Below are 18,436 nucleotides of genomic sequence, written 5' to 3'. Positions count from 1 at the left end.
GGTGGGCCGGTGCCGGTCTTCGTGCGACGATGGGCTGATGTCCGACGACACGGTGGTGGTGTGGGACGAGTCGCTGCTCGCCTACAACATGGGTGACCATCCACTCGACCCGGTGCGGGTGGAGCTGACCATCGCGCTCGCCCGCGAGCTGGGCATCCTGGATCGGCCAGGGGTTCGCCTGGTCAAGCCGGAGCCCGCCGACGATGCCCTGCTCACTCGGGTGCACGAGCCGGCCTACCTCGCCGCGGTGCGCAACGCGCCGCGCGACCCGCTCTTCGCCGGGTACGGGCTGGGCACCTCCGACAACCCGGTCTTCGAGGGGATGCACGAGTCCAGCGCGCTCATCGCCGGCGCGACGGTGGCCGCCGCCGAGGCTGTCTGGCGTGGCGACGCCCGGCGGGCGGTGAACGTGGCTGGTGGCCTGCATCACGCGATGTCCGCCCGAGCCTCCGGCTTCTGCGTCTACAACGACCCCGCGGTGGCCATCGCCCGCCTGCTCGACCTGGGCGCCGAGCGGGTCGCCTACGTGGATGTCGACGTGCACCACGGCGACGGGGTGCAGCAGATCTTCTGGAACGACCCGCGGGTGCTCACGGTCAGCGTGCACGAGACCCCGCTGGCGCTCTTCCCCGGCACGGGTTTTCCGGACGAGACGGGTGGGCCGGGCGCGCAGGGCACGGCTGTCAACATGCCGTTGCCGCCGGGTGTGGACGACAGCGGCTGGCAGCGGGCGTTCCACGCGATCGTGCCGTCGGTGCTGCGCGCGTTCCGGCCGCAGGTGCTGGTCAGCCAGTGTGGTGCCGACGGGCACCGGCTGGATCCGCTCGCCGATCTGAACCTGACGGTGGACGGGCAGCGGGCCACCTACCTGGCGATGCGGGCGCTCGCCGACGAGTTGTGCGACGGCCGGTGGGTGGCCACCGGCGGCGGCGGGTACGCGCTCGTCGAGGTGGTGCCCCGGGCCTGGAGTCACCTGCTGGCGGTGGCCACCGGCGACCCGATCGACCCGGCCACGCTCACCCCACCCGGGTGGCGGGACCTGGTCGTCTCCCGCCGGCTGGGCCGGGAGGTGCCGCTGCGGATGACCGACGACGCCGACCCGTCGTACGAGCCGTGGCAGCCGACCGGCGAGCCGAACGCGGTGGACCGGGCGATCGCCGCCACCCGCAAGACGGTCTTCCCGCTGCTCGGGCTCGACCCGCACGATCCGCGGGACTGAGCCGGGCCGTTTCGGTGACGAGCCTTCACCAGCCGGTCGACGTGCTGCTCAGCGACGGCAGCACGGTCCAGTTGCGACCGATCGACCCGGCCGACGCGCCGGGCATCGTGGCGATGCACAGCCGCTTCTCCGAGCGCACCCGCTACCTTCGGTATTTCTCCCCGTACCCGCGCATCCCGGAACGGGATCTGATCCGTTTCGTCACCGTGGACCACCACGACCGGGAGGCGTTCGTGGTGCTGGCCGCCGACCAGATCGTCGCAGTGGGCCGGTACGAGCGGCTCGGCCCGCAGGCTCCCGAGGCGGAGGTGGCCTTCGTGGTGGAGGATGCCTACCAGGGTCGGGGCATCGGCTCGGTGCTGATGGAGCACCTGGCCGACGCGGCCCGCCGCAACGACATCATGAGCTTCGTCGCCGAGGTGCTGCCGGCCAACGGGACGATGCTGCGGGTCTTCGCGGACTTCGGCTACCAGGTCCAGCGCGAGTACGCCGACGGCGTGGTCCACCTGAGCTTCCCCATCGCGCCCACCGAGGCCAGCCTGGAGGTGCAGCGCGGCCGGGAACACCGGACCGAGGCCCGCTCGATCGCCCGGCTGCTCGCCCCGCGTGGCATCGTCGTCTACGGCGCCAGCGCCACCGGCCAGGGCGTCGGCGCGGCGGTGCTCGGGCACCTGCGCGACGGCGGGTTCACCGGTGCGGTGGTGCCGGTGCATCCGAGCGCGTCGACGGTGGCGGGCCTCCCCGCGTACCCGTCGGCGGTGGACGCCGGTGCGTCGGTGGACCTGGCGGTGGTGGCGGTCCCGCCGGAGGCGGTGACCGCGGTGGTCGCCGACGCCGCCGCCGCGGGGGTGCACGGCCTGGTGGTCATCTCGGCCGGCTTCGCCGAGGCCGGCCCGGAGGGTGCGGCCACGCAGCGGGCCCTGGTCCGCGCGGCGCACGCGGCCGGCATGCGGGTCGTCGGCCCGAACTGCCTGGGCGTGGCCAACACCGACCCGACGGTACGCCTCAACGCCACCCTCGCCCCGGCGCTGCCGCCGGCCGGTCGGGTCGGCATCTTCAGTCAGTCCGGTGCGTTCGGGGTGGCGTTGCTCGCCGAGGCGGACCGGCGGGGTCTCGGGCTGTCCAGCTTCGTCTCGGCCGGCAACCGGGCCGACGTCTCCGGCAACGACCTTCTGCAGTACTGGCAGGACGACAGCGGCACCGACGTGATCATGCTCTATCTGGAGACCTTCGGGAACCCGCGCAAGTTCGCCCGGCTGGCCCGGCGGATCGGCCGCGCCAAGCCGGTCGTCGCGCTCGCCTCGCCGGCCCGCCCGCCCGGGGTCGGTGACGCCGCCGGGCCGGACGAGGTGGCGGTGGCCGCCCTCTTCGCGCAGTCCGGTGTGATTCGGGTGGACACCGTGCCGGAGTTGCTCGACGTGGGTGTGCTGCTGGCCAACCAGCCGTTGCCGGTCGGCGGTCGGGTCGGTGTGGTCGGCAACTCCTCGGCCCTCACCGGGCTCGCCGCGACCGCCTGCGCCGGGCACGGCCTCAGCGTGGCCGACGGTTATCCCCGCGACGTCGGGCCGAGCGCCGGTGCCGCGGAGTTCGCCGCCGCTCTCGCCGAGACGGCCGCCGACGAACGGGTGGACGCCCTGGTGGTGGTCTTCGCCCCGCCGCTACCCGGGCAGCTGACCGATGTGGACGCCGACGTGACCGCCGCGCTGCCGGCCGCCCTCGCGCTGGGCAAGCCGACCGTGGCGACGTTCCTGGTCGGGCGGCTGCCACCGGGGGTGCCGGCGTACGGCGGGGTGGAGGAGGCGGTCCGCGCGCTCGCCCGCGCGCACCGGTACGCCGAGTGGCTTCGCCGGCCGCCCGGGGTGGCACCGGAGCTGCCCGGCCTCGATCGGGCTGCCGCGCAGGCCGCGCTCCGGTCCGACGCCACCGACCCGGGTGCGCTGCTGGCCGCGTACGGCATCGACGTGGTGGCCTCGGTGCCCGTCAGCTCGCCCGACGCGGCGGTCGACGCGGCCGTACGGCTGGGCTTCCCGGTGGCGCTCAAGGCGGCCGCTCCCGGGCTGCGGCACCGGCTCGACCTCGGCGCGGTCCGGCTCGACCTGCCCGACGAGCGGACCCTTCGCCGCGCGTACGCCGACCTGGCGGCGACCTTCGGCGCGGACGCGTTGGTCCAGCCGATGGTCCCGCCCGGGGTGGCCTGCGTGGTGGAGGTGGTGGAAGACCCGGCGTTCGGGCCGGTGGTCGGCTTCGGCCTCGGTGGGGTCGCCACCGAGTTGCTCGGCGATCGGGCCTGGCGGGCGGTGCCGCTGACCGACCGGGACGCGGCCGAGCTGGTCGACGAGCCGCGGGCGGCGCCGCTGCTGCGCGGGCACCGGGGGGCCGCGCCGGTCGACCGGGCGGCCCTGGCCGATCTGCTGCTGCGGGTGGGTCAGCTCGCCGACGAACAGCCCCGGGTGCGATCGCTGACCCTCAACCCGGTGCTCGCCCGCCCGGACGGCATTTCGGTCCTGCACGCCCAGGTAGGGGTGGGCGGCGTGGTCGCCCGCCCGGACACCGGCCCCCGCCGCCTCTGAGCGGGCCCGGTCAGGCGCGGCTGGAGATCTGCTGGACGCCCCAGGTGTTGCCGTCCGGGTCGGCGAAGAAGACGAAGCCGACGTTGTCCAGTGGATCCGGCACCGGCCGGGGGTTCTGACCCACCACCTGGATGTCGCTGACCTCCACGCCCCGCCCGACCAGCTCCTGGTGGGCACGCTTCAGGTCGGGCACCACCAGTTGCAGGCCCTTGAGTGAGCCGGGCGGCATCTCCGGGACGACGCCTTTACCGATCACGATCGAGCAGCCGGAGCCGGGCGGGGTGAGTTGGACGATGCGCGCCTCGTCGCTGATCACCGTGTCGTGGTCCACCGTGAAGCCGAGCTGGTCGGCGTAGAACTTCTTCGCCCGGTCCACATCGGAGACCGGCACGATCACCACTTCAAGCGTCCAGTTCATTGTTGTTCTCCTCGTGTCGCCGGTTGGCGGATCGGTATCCCAGTCAACACCCCGACCGCACGGGAGGCCCCGGCGAACCGCCGGGGCCTCCCGTGGGAACCGGGTGCGTCAGCAGGCGTACGCCTCCAGGCGCTGGGCCCGCTCCGGGGCGCGCAGCTTCAGCAGCGTCACCTTCTCGATCTGCCGGATCCGCTCCCGGGACAGGCCGAACTCCCGGCCGACCTCGTCCAGGGTGCGCTGGCGGCCGTCGTCGAGGCCGAACCGGAGGCGGATGACCGCCTGCTCCCGCTGGGACAGGGTGGAGAGCACGATGCTGACCTCGTTGCGCAGCTCGCCCTGGGCGGCGGTGTCACCCGGCTCGGTACGCGGGTCCACCGAGGCCACGAAGTCGCCGAGCGCGCTCTCACCGTCGTCGCCGACAGCCTGGTCCAGGCTGACCGGCTCCCGGTCGTAGGAGATCAGCTCGATGACCTGGATCTCGGGGATCTCCAGCGCGCGGGCGACCTCGGCGACGGTCGGTTCGCGGCCCAGCGTCACCGCCAGTTCGCGGCGGGCCCGGACCATCCGGTTGACCTGCTCGACCATGTGCACCGGAATCCGGATGGTGCGGGCCTGGTCGGCCATGGCGCGGGTGATGGCCTGCCGGATCCACCAGGTGGCGTACGTGGAGAACTTGTAACCCTTGGCGTAGTCGAACTTCTCCACCGCCCGGATCAGACCGAGGTTGCCCTCCTGGATCAGGTCGAGAAACGCCATGCCACGGCCGGTGTAGCGCTTGGCGATGCTGACCACCAGCCGCAGGTTCGCCTCCAACAGGTGGTCCTTGGCCGCCCGGCCCTCCGCGACGATCAGCTCCAGGTCGGCCCGCAGCTCCGCGGAGACCGGGGTGCAGGTGGCCAGCTTCTCGTCGGCGAACAGGCCGGCCTCGATGCGCCGGGCCAGGTCGACCTCCTGCGCGGCGGTCAGCAGCTTCGTCCGGCCGATCCCGTTGAGGTAGGCCCGGACCAGGTCGGTGGAGATGCCGCGCTCGTCGGTGGCGTCCAGGTCGACGAGGGCCTCGGAGGCTCCGTCAGTGTCGGTCGTGGTGGCCGGGCGCGTCCGGTGTTCCGTCATCTGCAGGACCATCTCTGTCTCTCCCCGTTTCCACGTCGGTGCCGCGTTCCCGGCCCAGTGGTGCCGGTGTGACAACAGCTTGGCGGGCAGGGCGTAAAACGGGAGTGAGGCGATCGGGCACCCGACAGGAATCGGGTCGGATCGCTGGTGCGGTGTGTCGTCCCGCTGTGTGGTTGCCCGCCCCGGCTACGTTGCGGACGGCCGGCCAGCTCTGGTCGGTCGAGGACGACAGATGGAGGACGGTGTGGTCTTCAAGCGGCTCATGAAGGCGATGGGCGTCGGCGGCCCGTCGGTGGAGACGGTGCTGGCCAACCCGAACTGCCGCCCCGGCGGCCAGCTGGAGGGCCGCATCCAGGTGCTGGGCGGCGACCACCAGGTCGACATCGACCACGTCACCCTCGGTCTGGTCACCCGGGTCGAGGTGGAGAGCGGCGACAACGACTACGACACCACTCAGGAGTTTCACCGCCAGCGGGTCACCGGCGCGTTCCGGCTGGAGCCGGGGCAGCGCTACGACCTCCCGTTCCGCTTCGACGTGCCGTGGGAGACGCCGGTCACCGAGCTGTACGGGCAGCACCTGCACGGGATGACGATGGGCCTGCGTACCGAGCTGGAGGTGGCCCGCGCGGTCGACAAGGGTGACCTGGACGCCGTGTCGGTGCACCCGCTACCGGCGCAGCAGCGACTGCTGGACGCGTTGCTGCGGCTGGGTTTCCGGTTCGCCCGCGCCGATGTGGAGCGTGGCCACATCTACGGCGTACACCAGACGTTGCCGTTCTACCAGGAGATCGAGTTCAGCCCGGCGCCGCAGTACGCCCGCTCGATCAACCAGTTGGAGGTGACCTTCATCGCCGACGCGCGGCAGATGCAGGTGGTGCTGGAGGTCGACAAGCGCGGCGGCGTCTTCACCGAGGGCCGGGACGCCTTCGGCCGGTTCACCGTCGATCACGCCACCGCCGACCACACCGACTGGGCCGCCGAGCTCGACAACTGGCTCCGCCAGTCCCTGACCCGCCGAGGCCTCTTCGGTTAGAGGTCCAGGAGGAGGGTTTGGGGGCCTATGTTGACGCTCTCCACCAGCATGTGGGTGCGGAAGCGGCCGGTCTCGACCTTGGCTCCTCGCTGACGCAGGGCGTCGACCACCGCTGTCACCAGCGGTTCGGCCACCTCGGCGGGGGCGGCGGCGATCCAGCTCGGTCGGCGGCCCTTGCGGACGTCGCCGTACAGGGTGAACTGGCTGACCACCAGGATCGGTGCGCCGGTGTCGGCGGCGGACCGTTCACCGTCCAGGATGCGTACCTCGTGCACCTTGCGGGCCATCGTCTGAGCGGTCTGCGCGGTGTCGGTGTGGGTCACCCCGAGCAGCACCAGCAGGCCGTTCTCGATCGCACCGACCACCTCGCCGTCGACCGTCACGCTGGCCCGCCCGACGGTCTGCACCACCGCGCGCATCAGCGAACCACCGCCGGGCCCGTCACCGCTGAGCAGACCGCGCGCATCACGTGGTCACCGGCTCGATGAAACCGCGCTCCACCAGGTGCGCCACGATCGGGCCGGCGGCCTCGGCCATCTCGTCCGGCTCGACGTCGTGCGCGGCGGCGAGCAGGGCGAGCTGGTCACGCAGCGGCAGCCGGCCGTCGGCGCCACCGACCAGCGCCAGCACCAGCGGGTCGATCTCCTCGGTCCAGCGCAGGCCGTGCGGCATCGCGAGGACCTGCCGGTCCACCCCCCAGCCCTCGTCGCCCATGGTGGCCTCCTGCCGCAGTTGGAGGCCCTCGGCGGCCCGGTAGCGCTCGGCGAGCAACGCCTCGGTGTCGCGTACCCGGAGAAAGTCCCGGCGGTCGAACCAGGCGGCGATCTGGTCGCCCAGCGGTGGCTGCACCCGCTGGCGCAGGTCCTCCACCCGGACCACCGGGTCGGCGTGTCCGCTCCGGCGTAGGGACACGATGCCGAAGCCGATCCCCTCCACCTTGTGCGCGTCGAACCAGTCCAGCCAGGCGGCCATCCGCTGCGGGTCGGCGGTCTCGCCGGCGTCGGTGAGCCACAGGTCGACGTACGCCATCGGGTCGGCCACCTCGCGCTGGATCACCCAGGCGTCCAGGCCGGTCCCGGCGAACCAGCCGGCCACCCGCTCGTCCCACTCCTCGCCGGCGACATGCACCCAGTTCGCCAGGTACTGCATGGTGCCGCCCTCGGTGAGCAGGCCCGGGGCGGCGGCGGCCAGCTCGGCGCCGATCGCGTCACCGACCCGGCCGGAGTCGCGGTACACGTGGGTGGTGGTGCCCGGACCGACCACGAACGGCGGGTTGCTCACCACCAGGTCGAACCGCCGGCCGGCCACCGGGGCGACCAGGTCACCGCGGAGCAGCTCCCAGTCCTGACCGTTCAGGGCGGCGGTGGTCGCGGCGAAGCGCAGCGCCCGCTCGGAGACGTCGGTGGCGGTCACCGACCTGGCGTGGGTGGCCAGGTGCAGGGCCTGGACGCCGGAGCCGGTGCCCAGGTCCAGTGCGGTGTCGACCGGCCGGCGCATGGTCGCGCCGATCAGGGTGTGGGTCGCCCCGCCGATGCCGAGGACGTGCTCGGCGTGCAACGGGCGACCCGGGCGGGCGCTGGCCGGCACGTCGGCGAGCACCCACCAGTCCTCGCCGTACGGCTCCAGGTCGACGCCGGCGCGCAGGCCGTCGCCGTACCGCTCGACCAGCCCGCCCGCGAGGGCCTCCTGCACGCTCAGCGGCGTCAGCGCGGCGGCCACCGCGGCCTCCGGCTCGGTCTGGTCGCAGATGAACACCCGGATCAGGGTGCCGAGCGGGTCGTCGTCCTCGGTGGCGCGTAGCGCGGCCCGGTAGTCGTTGCGGGCGACCGCGGCGGTCGCCTGGGCACCCAGCCGCTCGGCGATGCCGTGGCTGGTGAAACCGGTCCGGGTCAGCGCGGTCCGCAGCGCGTCCACGCCGGCGGGGGAGAGCAGCATGTCGTGTTCGTCCACCCCGACATCCTGCCCCCCGTCGCGCCCCGGGTCAGCGCCACCCGGCAGATCCGTGCCGCCAGCGGTGCCAACCGAGAATGATCGACGGGGCAGTGGCTGCTGCGTGTGCATCGTCGTACCTGAACGGTCGCGTCGTAGGGAGGATCAGCCGTCTGAGTTGCAGATCGGCAGGGTGCCGAGCCGCTCGGTGTAGTGGTGCGCCAACGCGTCGAATCGCACCCGGGCCTCGCCCGCCATGACCGCATCCCACGCCGAACGCAGCCGTGCCACGGTCTGCGCCACCGTGTCGAATGTCCGCTCCGGGTCCGCGCCAGCCCGCTCGGCCAGCCGCCGAAAGTGATCGCCAGTGACAGCGCTCGGTACCGTCTCCCCATCCAGGCTGAGCGCCAGCGGCGCCCAACGGTAGGTGGAGTAGACCGATAAAGAGTGAAAGTCGTAAACCGGAGCGAGGTGCGGAGTCCGTCCGTCCGGGTACCTGATCGCCCAGTTCTTCAAATGCCCATCCGTATTGCCCACGATCAGTAGGGCGGCGAGACGAGCGATGAAGTCGTGGTAGCCCTCGTCCCCGGTCAGTTGCCGGATCGCGGTGGCGAGACTGTCGTACGAGGCACCCGACTCGCTGTACTTGAACATGGGTTCGACGTCCGCGATCTGGGCGAAGTCCTCCACGTGGATGCGTTCGCCAGGGGCGCGATCGAACCGTTGGATGACGTAGACGAGATCGGTCGGGCGGACCAGGCCGTCGGGCAGCCCCTTGATCTCATCCGCCCGCAGGAGATGCACCGCCGGCACCGGGAATCCGGCTGCAGCCAACCAACTCATTGTCAGGTATTCGTTGGTGGGTAGGTCACGCAGACCCTGGTCGGGCAGCTTGACGATCCACCAACCGCCCTGTCCGCTCACTGGTACGGCGAGCCGGTCCGTTGAGATCGAATATTTGAGCTGCACTCCGGCCAACGAGTGGCGCAGCGGGTGGTCTAGCTGACCCGTCTCCGGCGGAAAATCGTCCTCCGGCTCGCTGTCGGCGTGCACGGTGACGGCACCCGGCAGGTTGCTCCCCACTCTGAGTAGCAGGGTGAAGTCCCCCACTCTGCCACCTCCGAGTTCACGAACGATCTGGCGACGCAGAGCGCCCTCGGGCAGCAGGTTGGCGAACCAGGGAGGCAGGCCGACCCGGGTGCGTCGGACCGACCGGGGATCGTCCTCGAAGATCTGGCCGAGAACCCGGTGGTCGGGCGAGGAGAGGTCATCGTCGTAGATGAATTCGGACCCGCCCTGGTGAAACTGAAGTTCGCCGACCCGCCGACCGTGTAGCCGCACCTCGGCTGTCGTTCCGGTCATGTCACGCGGCCGTCCGCAGTATGTCCGTGAGTGATCGTCCGTCCCGTGCCCCCCACTCGGCCATCCGATTGACGTGGCCGGTGATGGTCCGGGAGCACTCCTGAGCCCGCAGCTCCAGGAAGCCGGCCCAGTCGTCGCGGAGTGCCAGACTCCGGGCGTCATCGGTGATCAGATGGCTGGCCGCGACTGCCGTGGAGGCGCCCACGAGGGCTGAGCGGGTGACGCGTTCCCCGGGGGGAAGCACGAAACGGTTGGCGATCGTACCCAGGGCGGAGCCGCTGCTGTCGGGCAGCAGCGGCCGTAACGGACTGCCCTGTTCCAGTAGCCGGGAGATGTCGATGATCTCACCGCTGCTGAAATCGCGTGGCTCGGCCGAGAGCAGTCCCAGAGTGTTGAGTTTGGTCATCGCATGGTTGAAGTGGACCTTGTCCAATTCCGCCGAGAAGTCGGGGAAGGATTGCACCTGCCGCAACACGTTGGACGCAGCCGTCAGCGCGTCGGGTGCGTCAACCGAGTCCACCTGATTACGGACGTCGGCAACGCTAATCCCACGGGCTCGTGTACCCGCGACAGCACTGCGCCAGACCCAGCGTCGCAGCAAGGTCGCTGGTCGGCCGGCCGGTGTTCCGTGCAACCGAATGAACCGGACCAGGATCGGCAGTACATGTGAGTAGGGCAAGAGTCTAATGTGCGGGATGCCGCACTCGCCGCGCAGGAAATCGACAGCCTCCCGCAGTCGTGCGGCCACCTCCCGCAGCGTCTCCGCCGGGTCGTCCTGAGGGCCGAACTCCTGCCGGAAGTCTTCTCGGAAGATGTCGCCGCCCCGATACGCAAGGACGCAGCGCAGGGCCAGCCGGTCGTCGAGCGTTCCGAACCCGAGCGTGGCCGGAACCCGACCGAGGCCATGCAAGCTGCTCAGTTCGTCACTAACGGCACCAGTGTGCAAGGCCTGAAAGACTTCGGACTTGGTCAGCCGCTTCCCTGTGGTGTTCATCCGGGTGAAGATTTCGAGCAGGGCCTCCTCATCCGCCGAGTGAACGATGTATGTCGGGATCTGGTACTCACGTATCGCCTTTGCTGCCTGATCAGCGAGGGCGAGTTGATCCTCAGAAAGCCAGTCGGAGTTGTCCCGCATCCATCGGAGCAGGACCGCAGTGTCCAGCAGGGAGCTGACCGGCACCCAGGAACGCGGCGGCCGTTGACGGTTACCGATGGTGTGAAACTCGCCCGCGTCCAGGTCGAGATGGACCCGGAACCGCGGGTCGACCGAGCGGTCCGCCCGGGTAAGAGCACCAACGAGAGAGACGATGCGCTGCTGGCCATCGACGACCCAAAGAGCTGCGGCCGTCTCGGGTGCCACAACTTCCAGCGGGCCGACCTGGAGGCGTTGCGCCGGTGCCGGACGCCGCCACAGCAGCAGATTGCCGATCGGGAAGCCGCGTAGCAGACTGTCGAAAAGTCGGACGATGTCCGCCGCTTCCCACTTGAAGGATCGCTGGAATGGCGGAATCCGCACCAGTCCGGCGGTGACGTCGCGTACCAGATCCTCCGGCGTGCGGTACTCGACGCGGGGCCTCTCCAGGCTAGGCACGGCCACCTCCTTCCAGGGACTCACCGACAGTATCGGCAACGTGTCTCAAGTCCCAGCTACACCGCCGACGAAACCCGCCGACGTCAGGGCTGTTGTCCACCCTCGTCCGAGCGGCAGGGCAGGATGGTCCGCATGACGCTCGTTCTGCCCATCGACCCGGAGGCCAACCGGTTGCTGGAGCGCAGCCCGCTGGCCCTGCTCCTCGGCATGGTTCTTGATCAACAAGTGCCGATGGAGAAGGCGTTCTCCTCGCCGTACGTGCTCCAGCAGCGGCTCGGCCACGAGCTGGACGCGGCGGAGCTGGCCGGGTACGACCCGGAGGCGCTGGTCGCGCTCTTCGCCCAGCCGCCCGCGCTGCACCGGTTCCCGAAGGCCATGGCGGCCCGGGTGCAGGAGGTCTGCCAGGTGCTGGTGGAGCGCTATGACGGTGACGCGGCGCTGCTCTGGGCCGAGGTCACCGACGGGCCGGAGCTGCTGCGCCGGGTCGCCGCGCTGCCCGGCTTCGGCAAGCAGAAGGCGCAGATCTTCGTGGCTCTGCTCGGCAAGCGGTTCGGGGTGACCCCGCAGGACTGGCGGAAGGCGGCCGGAGACTACGGCGACCCGGGCGCGTACCGGTCGGTGGCCGACGTCACTGACGCCGATTCGCTGCGTCGGGTGCGGGAGTTCAAGCAGCAGATGAAGGCGGCGGCCAAGGCTGCGGGGGGATGAAGCTCAGGCGGCGGTGGGGTGCGCCAGCGAGGCCAGCGCGCGCCGGACGTCGGCCAGCGAGACGGTGGCCGAGTCGTCCAAGTCGGCCAGGCCCGCCTCGATCCACTGCCGCATCAGTGTGGTGACGCCGATGCCCCGGGCGTCGGCGGCGACGCGGACCCGCTCGTAGGTGTCCAGTGGCAGCCGCACCGATCGGCTCACCATCGGCACGTCGCTGTCGGGGGTGGGCAGCTCCACCGCCGGGCTCTCGTCGATCAGATCGGCGATTCGGTCGTCGCCGCTGTGGAACTGCTTGGTCGCGTCGTTACGGTGCATCGTCACGGCCCCCCTCATCGGCGGTCTCTCCGTACGGCCTCGTCGTAGCGCTTGGACTCGACGTCGCTCAGCTCGCGGGCGGAGAGGATGTCCCAGTCGTTGTCGGTGCCATCGGCTTCGGCGAGCAGCACGGCCAGTCGGCGGCCCCGGCGGGCGGCGGCGTAGACCACCATCACGTCGTCGCCCAGGTGGCGGATCACCCGTCGGGCGCTGTGCAGCGCCTCCCAGACTTCCCCGGGTGTGACGTCGTAGACCCTCAGGTTGGCCAACGCCTCGTCGGTGAAGCTGAACCTGCTGCCCACGTGGCCGAGCGTACCACGCGCGTAACACGTACCGGGCTGGGTCAATTTTCACTGATCACGCCTCCGTGGTGACAGGATGGGGCGTAATCCCTTCGAGGAGGTCCATGGTGAAGCGTCAGGCGTACCAGCCGATTCTGATCACCGATGCCTCGCGCAGCCAGAATGATCAGCTCACCAGCCGTCAGCGCCGCTATGTCCTCATGATGGGTATCCGGGTGGCCTGCATCATCGCCGGCGCGATCCTGGTCGGCGCGAACGCTCCACTGCTCTGGCTCTGGCTGCCGCTGTGCGCCCTCGGCATGGTGCTCATTCCGTGGCTGGCCGTGCTGCTGGCCAACGACCGGCCGCCCAAGGAGGAGCACCGGCTGGCGAATCGCTTCCATCCCCGGCGGCGGGACGACACCCCGCCGATGAGCCTCACCGCCGAGGAACGCCCGCACAAGGTCATCGACGTCGAACCCTGACCCGCGAACGGGCCAGGGTTCGAGCAGTCAGAGCTGTGGCCGGGCGCCGGCCGTCGAGACGGCCAGCGCGCCCAGGTCGGTGGCGCGGCTCAACGCCGCGGCCGGGGTGGCACCGGCGAGCCACGCGGTGAGCAGACCGGCAGCGAAGGCGTCGCCCGCGCCGGTGACGTCCACCCCCCCCACCCGGCGCGCCTCGGCCACACAGACCGCCGCCCCGCGGTCGACCCAGACCGCGCCGGCCGCGCCGCCCTTCACCACGACCCGCCGAGCCGTCGCCGACAGCGCCCGCCCCTGCGCCGCCGGGTCCAGCCCGCCGGCCAGTGCCGTCGCCTCGTCCGCGTTGACCAGGAGCAGGTCGACATCGCGTACCCAACTCAGGAACGCCGCCGCGCCGACCCGCCGCAGCGGCGCCGCGGAGGCCGCGTCGACGCTGGTGGTGAGCCCGCGCTCGCGGGCGGCGGCCAACGCCCGCAGCCCCGCGCCGCGCGACTCCACGTCCAGCAGGGTGTACGCGGACAGGTGCAGATGCCCAGCGTCGGGCGCCGCCGCGAGGGCCCGCTCGACGTGCGCGGCGCTCAGCCGCAGGTTCGCGCCCCGCTGGCTGACCATGGTGCGCTCGTCGGCGGCGGCCAACACGATGACCGTGCCGGTCGGGGCGCCCTCGACCCGCTCGATCGCGCAGTCGACGCCCGCCCGTTCGAGTTCGGCCACCCGGTCCCGCCCGGCGTCGTCGTCACCGACGGCGCCGACGAGCGTGACGTCCACCCGCTGAGCGGCGACCCAGGCAGCGGTGTTGGCCGCCTGACCGCCGCCACCGACGCTGATCGCGGCCCCGGTGTCCGAGCCGGCCGCGAGCGGCCCGGACAACACCGCGATCACGTCGGTGATCACGTCCCCGACGACGACCATCCGGGCCGGTCGGGTCATGCCGGGACGGCGGTGCCGCGGGCCGCCGAGGCGACCGCGATCCGCGCGGCCAGGTCGGCGTTGCGCAGGATGATCCGCACGTTCACCGCCAGGCTGGCGCCCTCGGTGGCCGAGTGGAAGTGCGCCAGCAGGTACGGGGTGACCGCCTTCCCGGTGATCCCGTCCCGCTCCAGCAGGGCCAGGCCCTCGGTGAGCGTCCGGTCGTGCAGCTCCGGGTCGAGCTGCTCGTCGACCGGCAGCGGGTTGGCGATGAGCAGCCCGCCGGTGTGCACGGCGTGCCCGTCCCGGGCGGCGAGCACGGCGGCGACCTGCTCCGGCGAGTCCACCGACCAGTCCAGGTCGAAGCCGGAGTCGGTGAGGTAGAAGCCGGGGAACCGGAGGGTGCGGTAACCGACCACCGCGACCCCCAGGGTCTCCAGCCGCTCCAGCGTCGCTCCCACGTCGAGGATCGACTTGACCCCGGCGCAGACCACCGCGATCGGGGTCTGCGCCAGGGTGACCAGGTCCGCCGACTCGTCGAAGGTGTGCGCGGCCTCCCGGTGCACCCCGCCCAGCCCGCCGGTGGCGAACACGCCGATACCGGCGGCGGCGGCCACCGCACTGGTCGCGGCCACCGTGGTCGCGCCGTCCGCGCCGCTCGCGGCGGCCACCGCGAGGTCGCGGACCGAGAGCTTGGTCACGCCGTCGACCGTGGCGAGCCGGGTCAGCTGCGCGTCGTCCAGGCCGACCACCAGCTCACCGGCGATCATGCCGATCGTCGCCGGAACGGCCCCGGCGTCCCGAACCGCCCGTTCGATCTCCCTGGCCACCCGCAGATTCTCCGGTCGGGGCAGACCGTGCGAGACGATGGTGCTCTCCAGGGCGACGACCGGCCGGCCGTCGCGCTGGGCTTCGGCCACCTCGGTGCCATAGCTGATGCGAAAGTCAGTCACACGGGCACCGTACGGGGTGGGACCTCGGCCGGCCTCAAGTGGACCCGGCCGTGATGACCTGCCAAACTTGACGGTTGGAGGTGCAGACGTGAGCACAGAGGTTCTCGAGCGTCCGGAGCTGAAGGACGCCGATACCGGTCCCGAGATGTTCCACTACGTCCGCAAGGAGAAGATCGCCGAGAGCGCCGTCATGGGCACTTTCGTCGTCGCTCTCTGCGGCGAGACCTTTCCGGTCACCAAGGCGGCCAAGCCGGGATCGCCGGTCTGCCCCAAGTGCAAGGAGATCTACGACTCGTACCGCGAGTGAACCTCGGCCGGCGCTCCGGCCGGCGACGTAGCCTGCGGCGGTGACCACCTCCACCGCCCTGCTCCTCGCCGACCTGACCGGGGTGGCGGTTTTCGCAGCGTCCGGTGCCTCGGCGGCGGTGGCCAAGCGACTGGACCTGTTCGGTGTCGCGTTCGTCGGCTTCGTGGCCGCCCTCGGCGGCGGGATCTTCCGGGACCTGGTCATCGACGAGGTGCCGCCGCTGGCCTTCGCCGACTGGCGGTACGCGGCCACCGCCGCGATCACCGCACTCGCCGTTTTCTGGCTGCACCCGCAACTGGCCCGCCTACGGACGACCGTGCTGGTGCTGGACGCGGCCGGCCTGGCGCTGTTCACCGTCACCGGCACGCTCAAGGCGCTCGACGCCCGGGTGCCGGCGGTCGGCGCCTGCCTCATCGGCATGCTCACCGCGATCGGCGGCGGGCTCGGTCGGGACCTGCTCACCGCCGAGATCCCGGTCGTGCTGCGCCGGGAGATCTACGCGCTGGCCGCGCTCGCCGGTTCGATCCTGGTGGCGCTGCTGTACGCCGGCGGGCAGACCGGGCCCGCACCGCTCACCGGCGCCGCCGTCCTGGTCTTCGGGCTGCGCCTGATCGCGCTGCGTCGGCGCTGGTCCGCGCCGGTGGCCACGCTGCGCCCGCCGCGCACCGGTGACCCGGAGTGGTGAGGTCGCTGGGGTGCCAGATGTGACCAGCGTGGCGTCGCCTGGGCCCGAGGGCCCGCGCTGGTTATGCTGAGTCGGCCTTCGCGGCAGCTTCTGCGCGGAGGCGTTTTCATGGGCGGCGGATCCTCGTGGCCCTCGCCCGGGGTCCGCCATCGTGCGGTCGGAGAGGAGCTTCGCGTGGCAGCCCGGACGCCGGTGCTCGAGACGTTCCCGGCGCTACGCGCCTGGCAGCGCAAGGCCCTGGTGGAGTACCTGCGTCGCCGTACCGAGGACTTCACAGCGGTCGCCACGCCCGGCGCCGGCAAGACCACCTTCGCCCTGCGGATCGCGGCGGAGCTGCTCGGTGACGGCACCGTGGAGGCGGTCACCGTGGTCGCCCCGACCGAGCACCTGAAGAACCAGTGGGCCGACGCCGCGGCCCGGGTGGGCATCCAACTCGACGCCGCGTTCCGCAACGCCGACGTGCACTCCGCGGCCGACTTCCACGGCGCGGTCGTCACCTACGCGCAGGTGGGGATGGCCCCGCAGGTGCACCGGCGGCGCACCATGACCCGGCGCACCCTGGTCATCCTCGACGAGATCCACCACGCCGGCGACTCCCGGTCCTGGGGCGACGGGGTGAAGAACGCCTTCGAGCCCGCCGTACGCCGGCTGATGCTCACCGGGACGCCCTTCCGCTCCGACGACAACCCGATCCCGTTCGTCAGCTACGAGCGGGGCGGGGACGGGCTGCTGCGCTCTCGCGCCGACTCGGTGTACGGCTACTCGGACGCGCTGCGCGACGGGGTGGTCAGGCCGGTGCTCTTCCTGGCGTACTCCGGGGAGACCCGCTGGCGGACCAACGCGGGGGAGGAGTTGGCCGCCCGACTGGGTGAGCCGATGACCCAGGACCTGGTGGCGCAGGCGTGGCGTACCGCCCTGGACCCGGCCGGCGACTGGATGCCGCAGGTGCTGCGGGCCGCCGACGCCCGACTCACCGTGCTGCGCAACGCGGGCATGGCCGACGCCGGTGGCCTGATCATCGCCACCGACCAGCAGACCGCCCGCTCGTACGCCAAGCTGATCGAGCAGGTGACCGGCGAGAAGGCCGCCGTGGTGCTCTCCGACGACCAGGGCGCGTCCGCCCGGATCGCGACGTTCGCGGCGTCCGACCAGCGGTGGCTGGTCGCGGTGCGGATGGTGTCCGAGGGGGTCGACATCCCGCGACTCGCCGTCGGCGTCTACGCCACCAGCGCCAGCACCCCGCTCTACTTCGCCCAGGCGATCGGCCGGTTCGTGCGGGCCCGCCGGCCCGGGGAGACCGCGTCGGTCTTCCTGCCCAGCGTGCCGCACCTGCTCGGGCTGGCCAGCGAGATGGAGACCGAGCGCGACCACGTCCTCGGCAAACCCAAGGAAGCCGACGGTTTCGACGACGACCTGCTGGAACGCGCACAGCGCGACGACCAGGCCAGCGGAGAGTTGGAGAAGCGGTTCGCGGCGCTCTCGGCCACCGCCGAACTGGACCAGGTGATCTTCGACGGCGCGTCGTTCGGTACCGCGGCCCAGGCCGGCACCCCCGAGGAAGAGGAATACCTCGGCCTACCCGGCCTGCTCACCGCCGACCAGGTTTCGCTGCTGCTGACCAAGCGCCAGGCCGCACAGCTCGCCGCCCAACGCCGTCGTACGGCCGACGGGCCCGCTCAGCCGGCCGCTGCGCCCACGGCGGCGCCCCCCGCACCCATGAGCGCCGCCCAGCGTCGCGTGGCGCTCCGGCGCCAACTGAACGCTCTGGTGGCCGCCCGACACCACCGCACCGGCCAACCCCACGGCAAGATCCATGCCGAACTGCGTCGCCTCTGCGGCGGCCCGCCGAGCGCCCAGGCCACCATCGAGCAGCTAGAGGAACGCATCGCCACAGTGCAGACCCTCTAAACCCGTCCGCCCCACCGGCAGCCGCCTGTCGGGCTGGGGCTGAGCGGCGGGCGGGGGCTGCGGGGCTGGCGTTGGGTGGGCTGAGCGGCGGGCGGGGGCTGCGGGGCTGGCGTTGGGTGGGCTGAGCGGCGGGCGGGGGCTGCGGGGCTGGCGTTGGGCGGGCTAGCGGGCTGGCAGCGTCTTGCTGTGGTCTGGGTCCGGGCCCGCTGCTTGATCCACTCGGTTTTCTTGAAAACGCGGTCTTCGCGCGAGGTGGAAAGCGCGACTCCCGTGAAACCGAGTGGATCACGGGGCGGGTCGTGGGCCGCGCCGAGGATTGCCCGCTAGGTACGCCCGCGGATGCCCGGCTGCGGAGCGTCCCGGCCTCAAGATCGCGCAACAACCAGGATGTAGTGGCATCGGTGCGTCGATGAGGCGACTACATCCTGGTTCGAGCGTGGTCTTGGCGGCGGTGGAGGCCAAACCCCGCTTCTTCCGGCTCTCGGGCGCGGTGTTCGTCGTCAAGATCTGCGCAACATCAGGGATGTTGCTGTCTCCCGCGTGTCGGAGGCAGCAACACCGGGGAAGTTGCTCGGATCTTGGGCGCGGGGCGCGGGGCGCGGGGCGCGGGGCGCGGGGCGCGGGGCGCGGGGCGCGGGGCGCGGGGCGCGGGG

General features: G+C 71.7%; 18 protein-coding genes. 8 read left to right on the top strand and 10 right to left on the bottom strand.

The annotated features are described in order from the left end of the window. The first annotated feature begins 37 nt into the window (after positions 1-37). Positions 38-1,219, top strand: a complete 1,182-nt coding sequence (locus ABZU52_RS18890; RefSeq protein ID WP_354972298.1) for an acetoin utilization protein AcuC — start codon at positions 38-40, stop codon at positions 1,217-1,219. A 14-nt stretch (positions 1,220-1,233) separates the two neighbouring features. Continuing rightward, entirely contained in the window at positions 1,234-3,789 is a 2,556-nt protein-coding gene (locus ABZU52_RS18885; protein WP_354972297.1) for a GNAT family N-acetyltransferase, read from the top strand. Positions 3,790-3,799: 10 nt separating this feature from the next. Here the strand turns inward: ABZU52_RS18885 and ABZU52_RS18880 are convergent, their stop codons facing one another. Both ABZU52_RS18880 and sigB read right to left on the bottom strand, forming a co-directional pair. Next, positions 3,800-4,207 carry a VOC family protein gene (locus ABZU52_RS18880; RefSeq protein WP_354972296.1) on the bottom strand — a complete coding sequence of 136 codons (408 nt, stop codon included), beginning with the start codon at positions 4,205-4,207 and terminating at the stop codon, positions 3,800-3,802. A gap of 108 nt (positions 4,208-4,315) precedes the next feature. Continuing rightward, positions 4,316-5,320: an RNA polymerase sigma factor SigB gene (gene sigB / locus ABZU52_RS18875; protein ID WP_354972295.1), complete on the bottom strand. Its 1,005-nt coding sequence runs from the start codon at positions 5,318-5,320 to the stop codon at positions 4,316-4,318. A 244-nt stretch (positions 5,321-5,564) separates the two neighbouring features. Here sigB and ABZU52_RS18870 point away from each other — a divergent pair, with 244 nt between their 5' ends. After that, positions 5,565-6,353, top strand: a complete 789-nt coding sequence (locus tag ABZU52_RS18870; RefSeq protein WP_354972321.1) for a sporulation protein — start codon at positions 5,565-5,567, stop codon at positions 6,351-6,353. On the opposite strand, the gene dtd is transcribed toward ABZU52_RS18870, so the two are convergent. The 4 genes from dtd to ABZU52_RS18850 form a co-directional block, all read right to left on the bottom strand. Beyond that, positions 6,350-6,772 (bottom strand): D-aminoacyl-tRNA deacylase, encoded by a 423-nt coding sequence (dtd, locus tag ABZU52_RS18865; protein WP_354972294.1) that lies wholly within the window; start codon positions 6,770-6,772, stop codon positions 6,350-6,352. The two genes, ABZU52_RS18870 and dtd, sit on opposite strands and share 4 nt — an antisense overlap. 46 nt (positions 6,773-6,818) lie before the next feature. Continuing rightward, the gene (locus ABZU52_RS18860) at positions 6,819-8,303 is read right to left on the bottom strand and encodes a methyltransferase (RefSeq protein WP_354972293.1); all 1,485 of its coding nucleotides are present in this window, start codon (positions 8,301-8,303) and stop codon (positions 6,819-6,821) included. Positions 8,304-8,447: 144 nt separating this feature from the next. Next, positions 8,448-9,644, bottom strand: coding sequence for a HipA domain-containing protein (locus ABZU52_RS18855; RefSeq protein WP_354972292.1), 1,197 nt, complete (start codon positions 9,642-9,644; stop codon positions 8,448-8,450). 1 nt (position 9,645) lies between these two features. Continuing rightward, on the bottom strand, positions 9,646-11,235 hold the full coding sequence (locus tag ABZU52_RS18850; protein WP_354972291.1) for a DUF262 domain-containing protein: 1,590 nt from the start codon (positions 11,233-11,235) through the stop codon (positions 9,646-9,648). A gap of 123 nt (positions 11,236-11,358) precedes the next feature. On the opposite strand from ABZU52_RS18850, the gene ABZU52_RS18845 reads away from it, so the two are divergent. Further along, the gene (locus ABZU52_RS18845; RefSeq protein WP_354972290.1) at positions 11,359-11,943 is read left to right on the top strand and encodes an HhH-GPD-type base excision DNA repair protein; all 585 of its coding nucleotides are present in this window, start codon (positions 11,359-11,361) and stop codon (positions 11,941-11,943) included. 3 nt (positions 11,944-11,946) lie between these two features. Here ABZU52_RS18845 and ABZU52_RS18840 read toward each other — a convergent pair whose 3' ends face one another. Further along, the gene (locus tag ABZU52_RS18840) at positions 11,947-12,258 is read right to left on the bottom strand and encodes a hypothetical protein (RefSeq protein WP_354972320.1); all 312 of its coding nucleotides are present in this window, start codon (positions 12,256-12,258) and stop codon (positions 11,947-11,949) included. A 14-nt stretch (positions 12,259-12,272) separates the two neighbouring features. Further along, positions 12,273-12,560, bottom strand: a complete 288-nt coding sequence (locus tag ABZU52_RS18835) for a hypothetical protein (protein ID WP_124771959.1) — start codon at positions 12,558-12,560, stop codon at positions 12,273-12,275. 104 nt (positions 12,561-12,664) lie between these two features. Here ABZU52_RS18835 and ABZU52_RS18830 point away from each other — a divergent pair, with 104 nt between their 5' ends. Then, complete coding sequence (locus ABZU52_RS18830; RefSeq protein WP_354972289.1) at positions 12,665-13,024, top strand: DUF3099 domain-containing protein; 360 nt, start codon at positions 12,665-12,667, stop codon at positions 13,022-13,024. 27 nt (positions 13,025-13,051) lie between these two features. On the opposite strand, the gene ABZU52_RS18825 is transcribed toward ABZU52_RS18830, so the two are convergent. Together ABZU52_RS18825 and ABZU52_RS18820 are read right to left on the bottom strand one after the other, a co-directional pair. Continuing rightward, positions 13,052-13,951, bottom strand: a complete 900-nt coding sequence (locus tag ABZU52_RS18825) for a PfkB family carbohydrate kinase (RefSeq protein ID WP_354972288.1) — start codon at positions 13,949-13,951, stop codon at positions 13,052-13,054. Further along, entirely contained in the window at positions 13,948-14,883 is a 936-nt protein-coding gene (locus ABZU52_RS18820) for a pseudouridine-5'-phosphate glycosidase (RefSeq protein ID WP_354972287.1), read from the bottom strand. The genes ABZU52_RS18825 and ABZU52_RS18820 overlap by 4 nt, the downstream gene beginning before the upstream one ends. Positions 14,884-14,971: 88 nt before the next feature. Between ABZU52_RS18820 and ABZU52_RS18815 the strand changes: the two genes are divergently transcribed. The 3 genes from ABZU52_RS18815 to ABZU52_RS18805 all read left to right on the top strand — a co-directional run bounded on the left by ABZU52_RS18815 (position 14,972) and on the right by ABZU52_RS18805 (position 17,783). Then, on the top strand, positions 14,972-15,190 hold the full coding sequence (locus ABZU52_RS18815; protein ID WP_007456912.1) for a DUF3039 domain-containing protein: 219 nt from the start codon (positions 14,972-14,974) through the stop codon (positions 15,188-15,190). A 40-nt stretch (positions 15,191-15,230) separates the two neighbouring features. After that, on the top strand, positions 15,231-15,875 hold the full coding sequence (locus ABZU52_RS18810) for a trimeric intracellular cation channel family protein (protein ID WP_354972286.1): 645 nt from the start codon (positions 15,231-15,233) through the stop codon (positions 15,873-15,875). 174 nt (positions 15,876-16,049) lie between these two features. Then, positions 16,050-17,783 (top strand): DEAD/DEAH box helicase, encoded by a 1,734-nt coding sequence (locus ABZU52_RS18805; RefSeq protein WP_354972285.1) that lies wholly within the window; start codon positions 16,050-16,052, stop codon positions 17,781-17,783. Positions 17,784-18,436: the final 653 nt, after the last annotated feature.

This window comes from Micromonospora sp. NPDC005220 (genome assembly GCF_040607895.1).
Classification (GTDB): domain Bacteria; phylum Actinomycetota; class Actinomycetes; order Mycobacteriales; family Micromonosporaceae; genus Micromonospora.
This window is presented reverse-complemented; position numbering and strand designations above follow the sequence as displayed.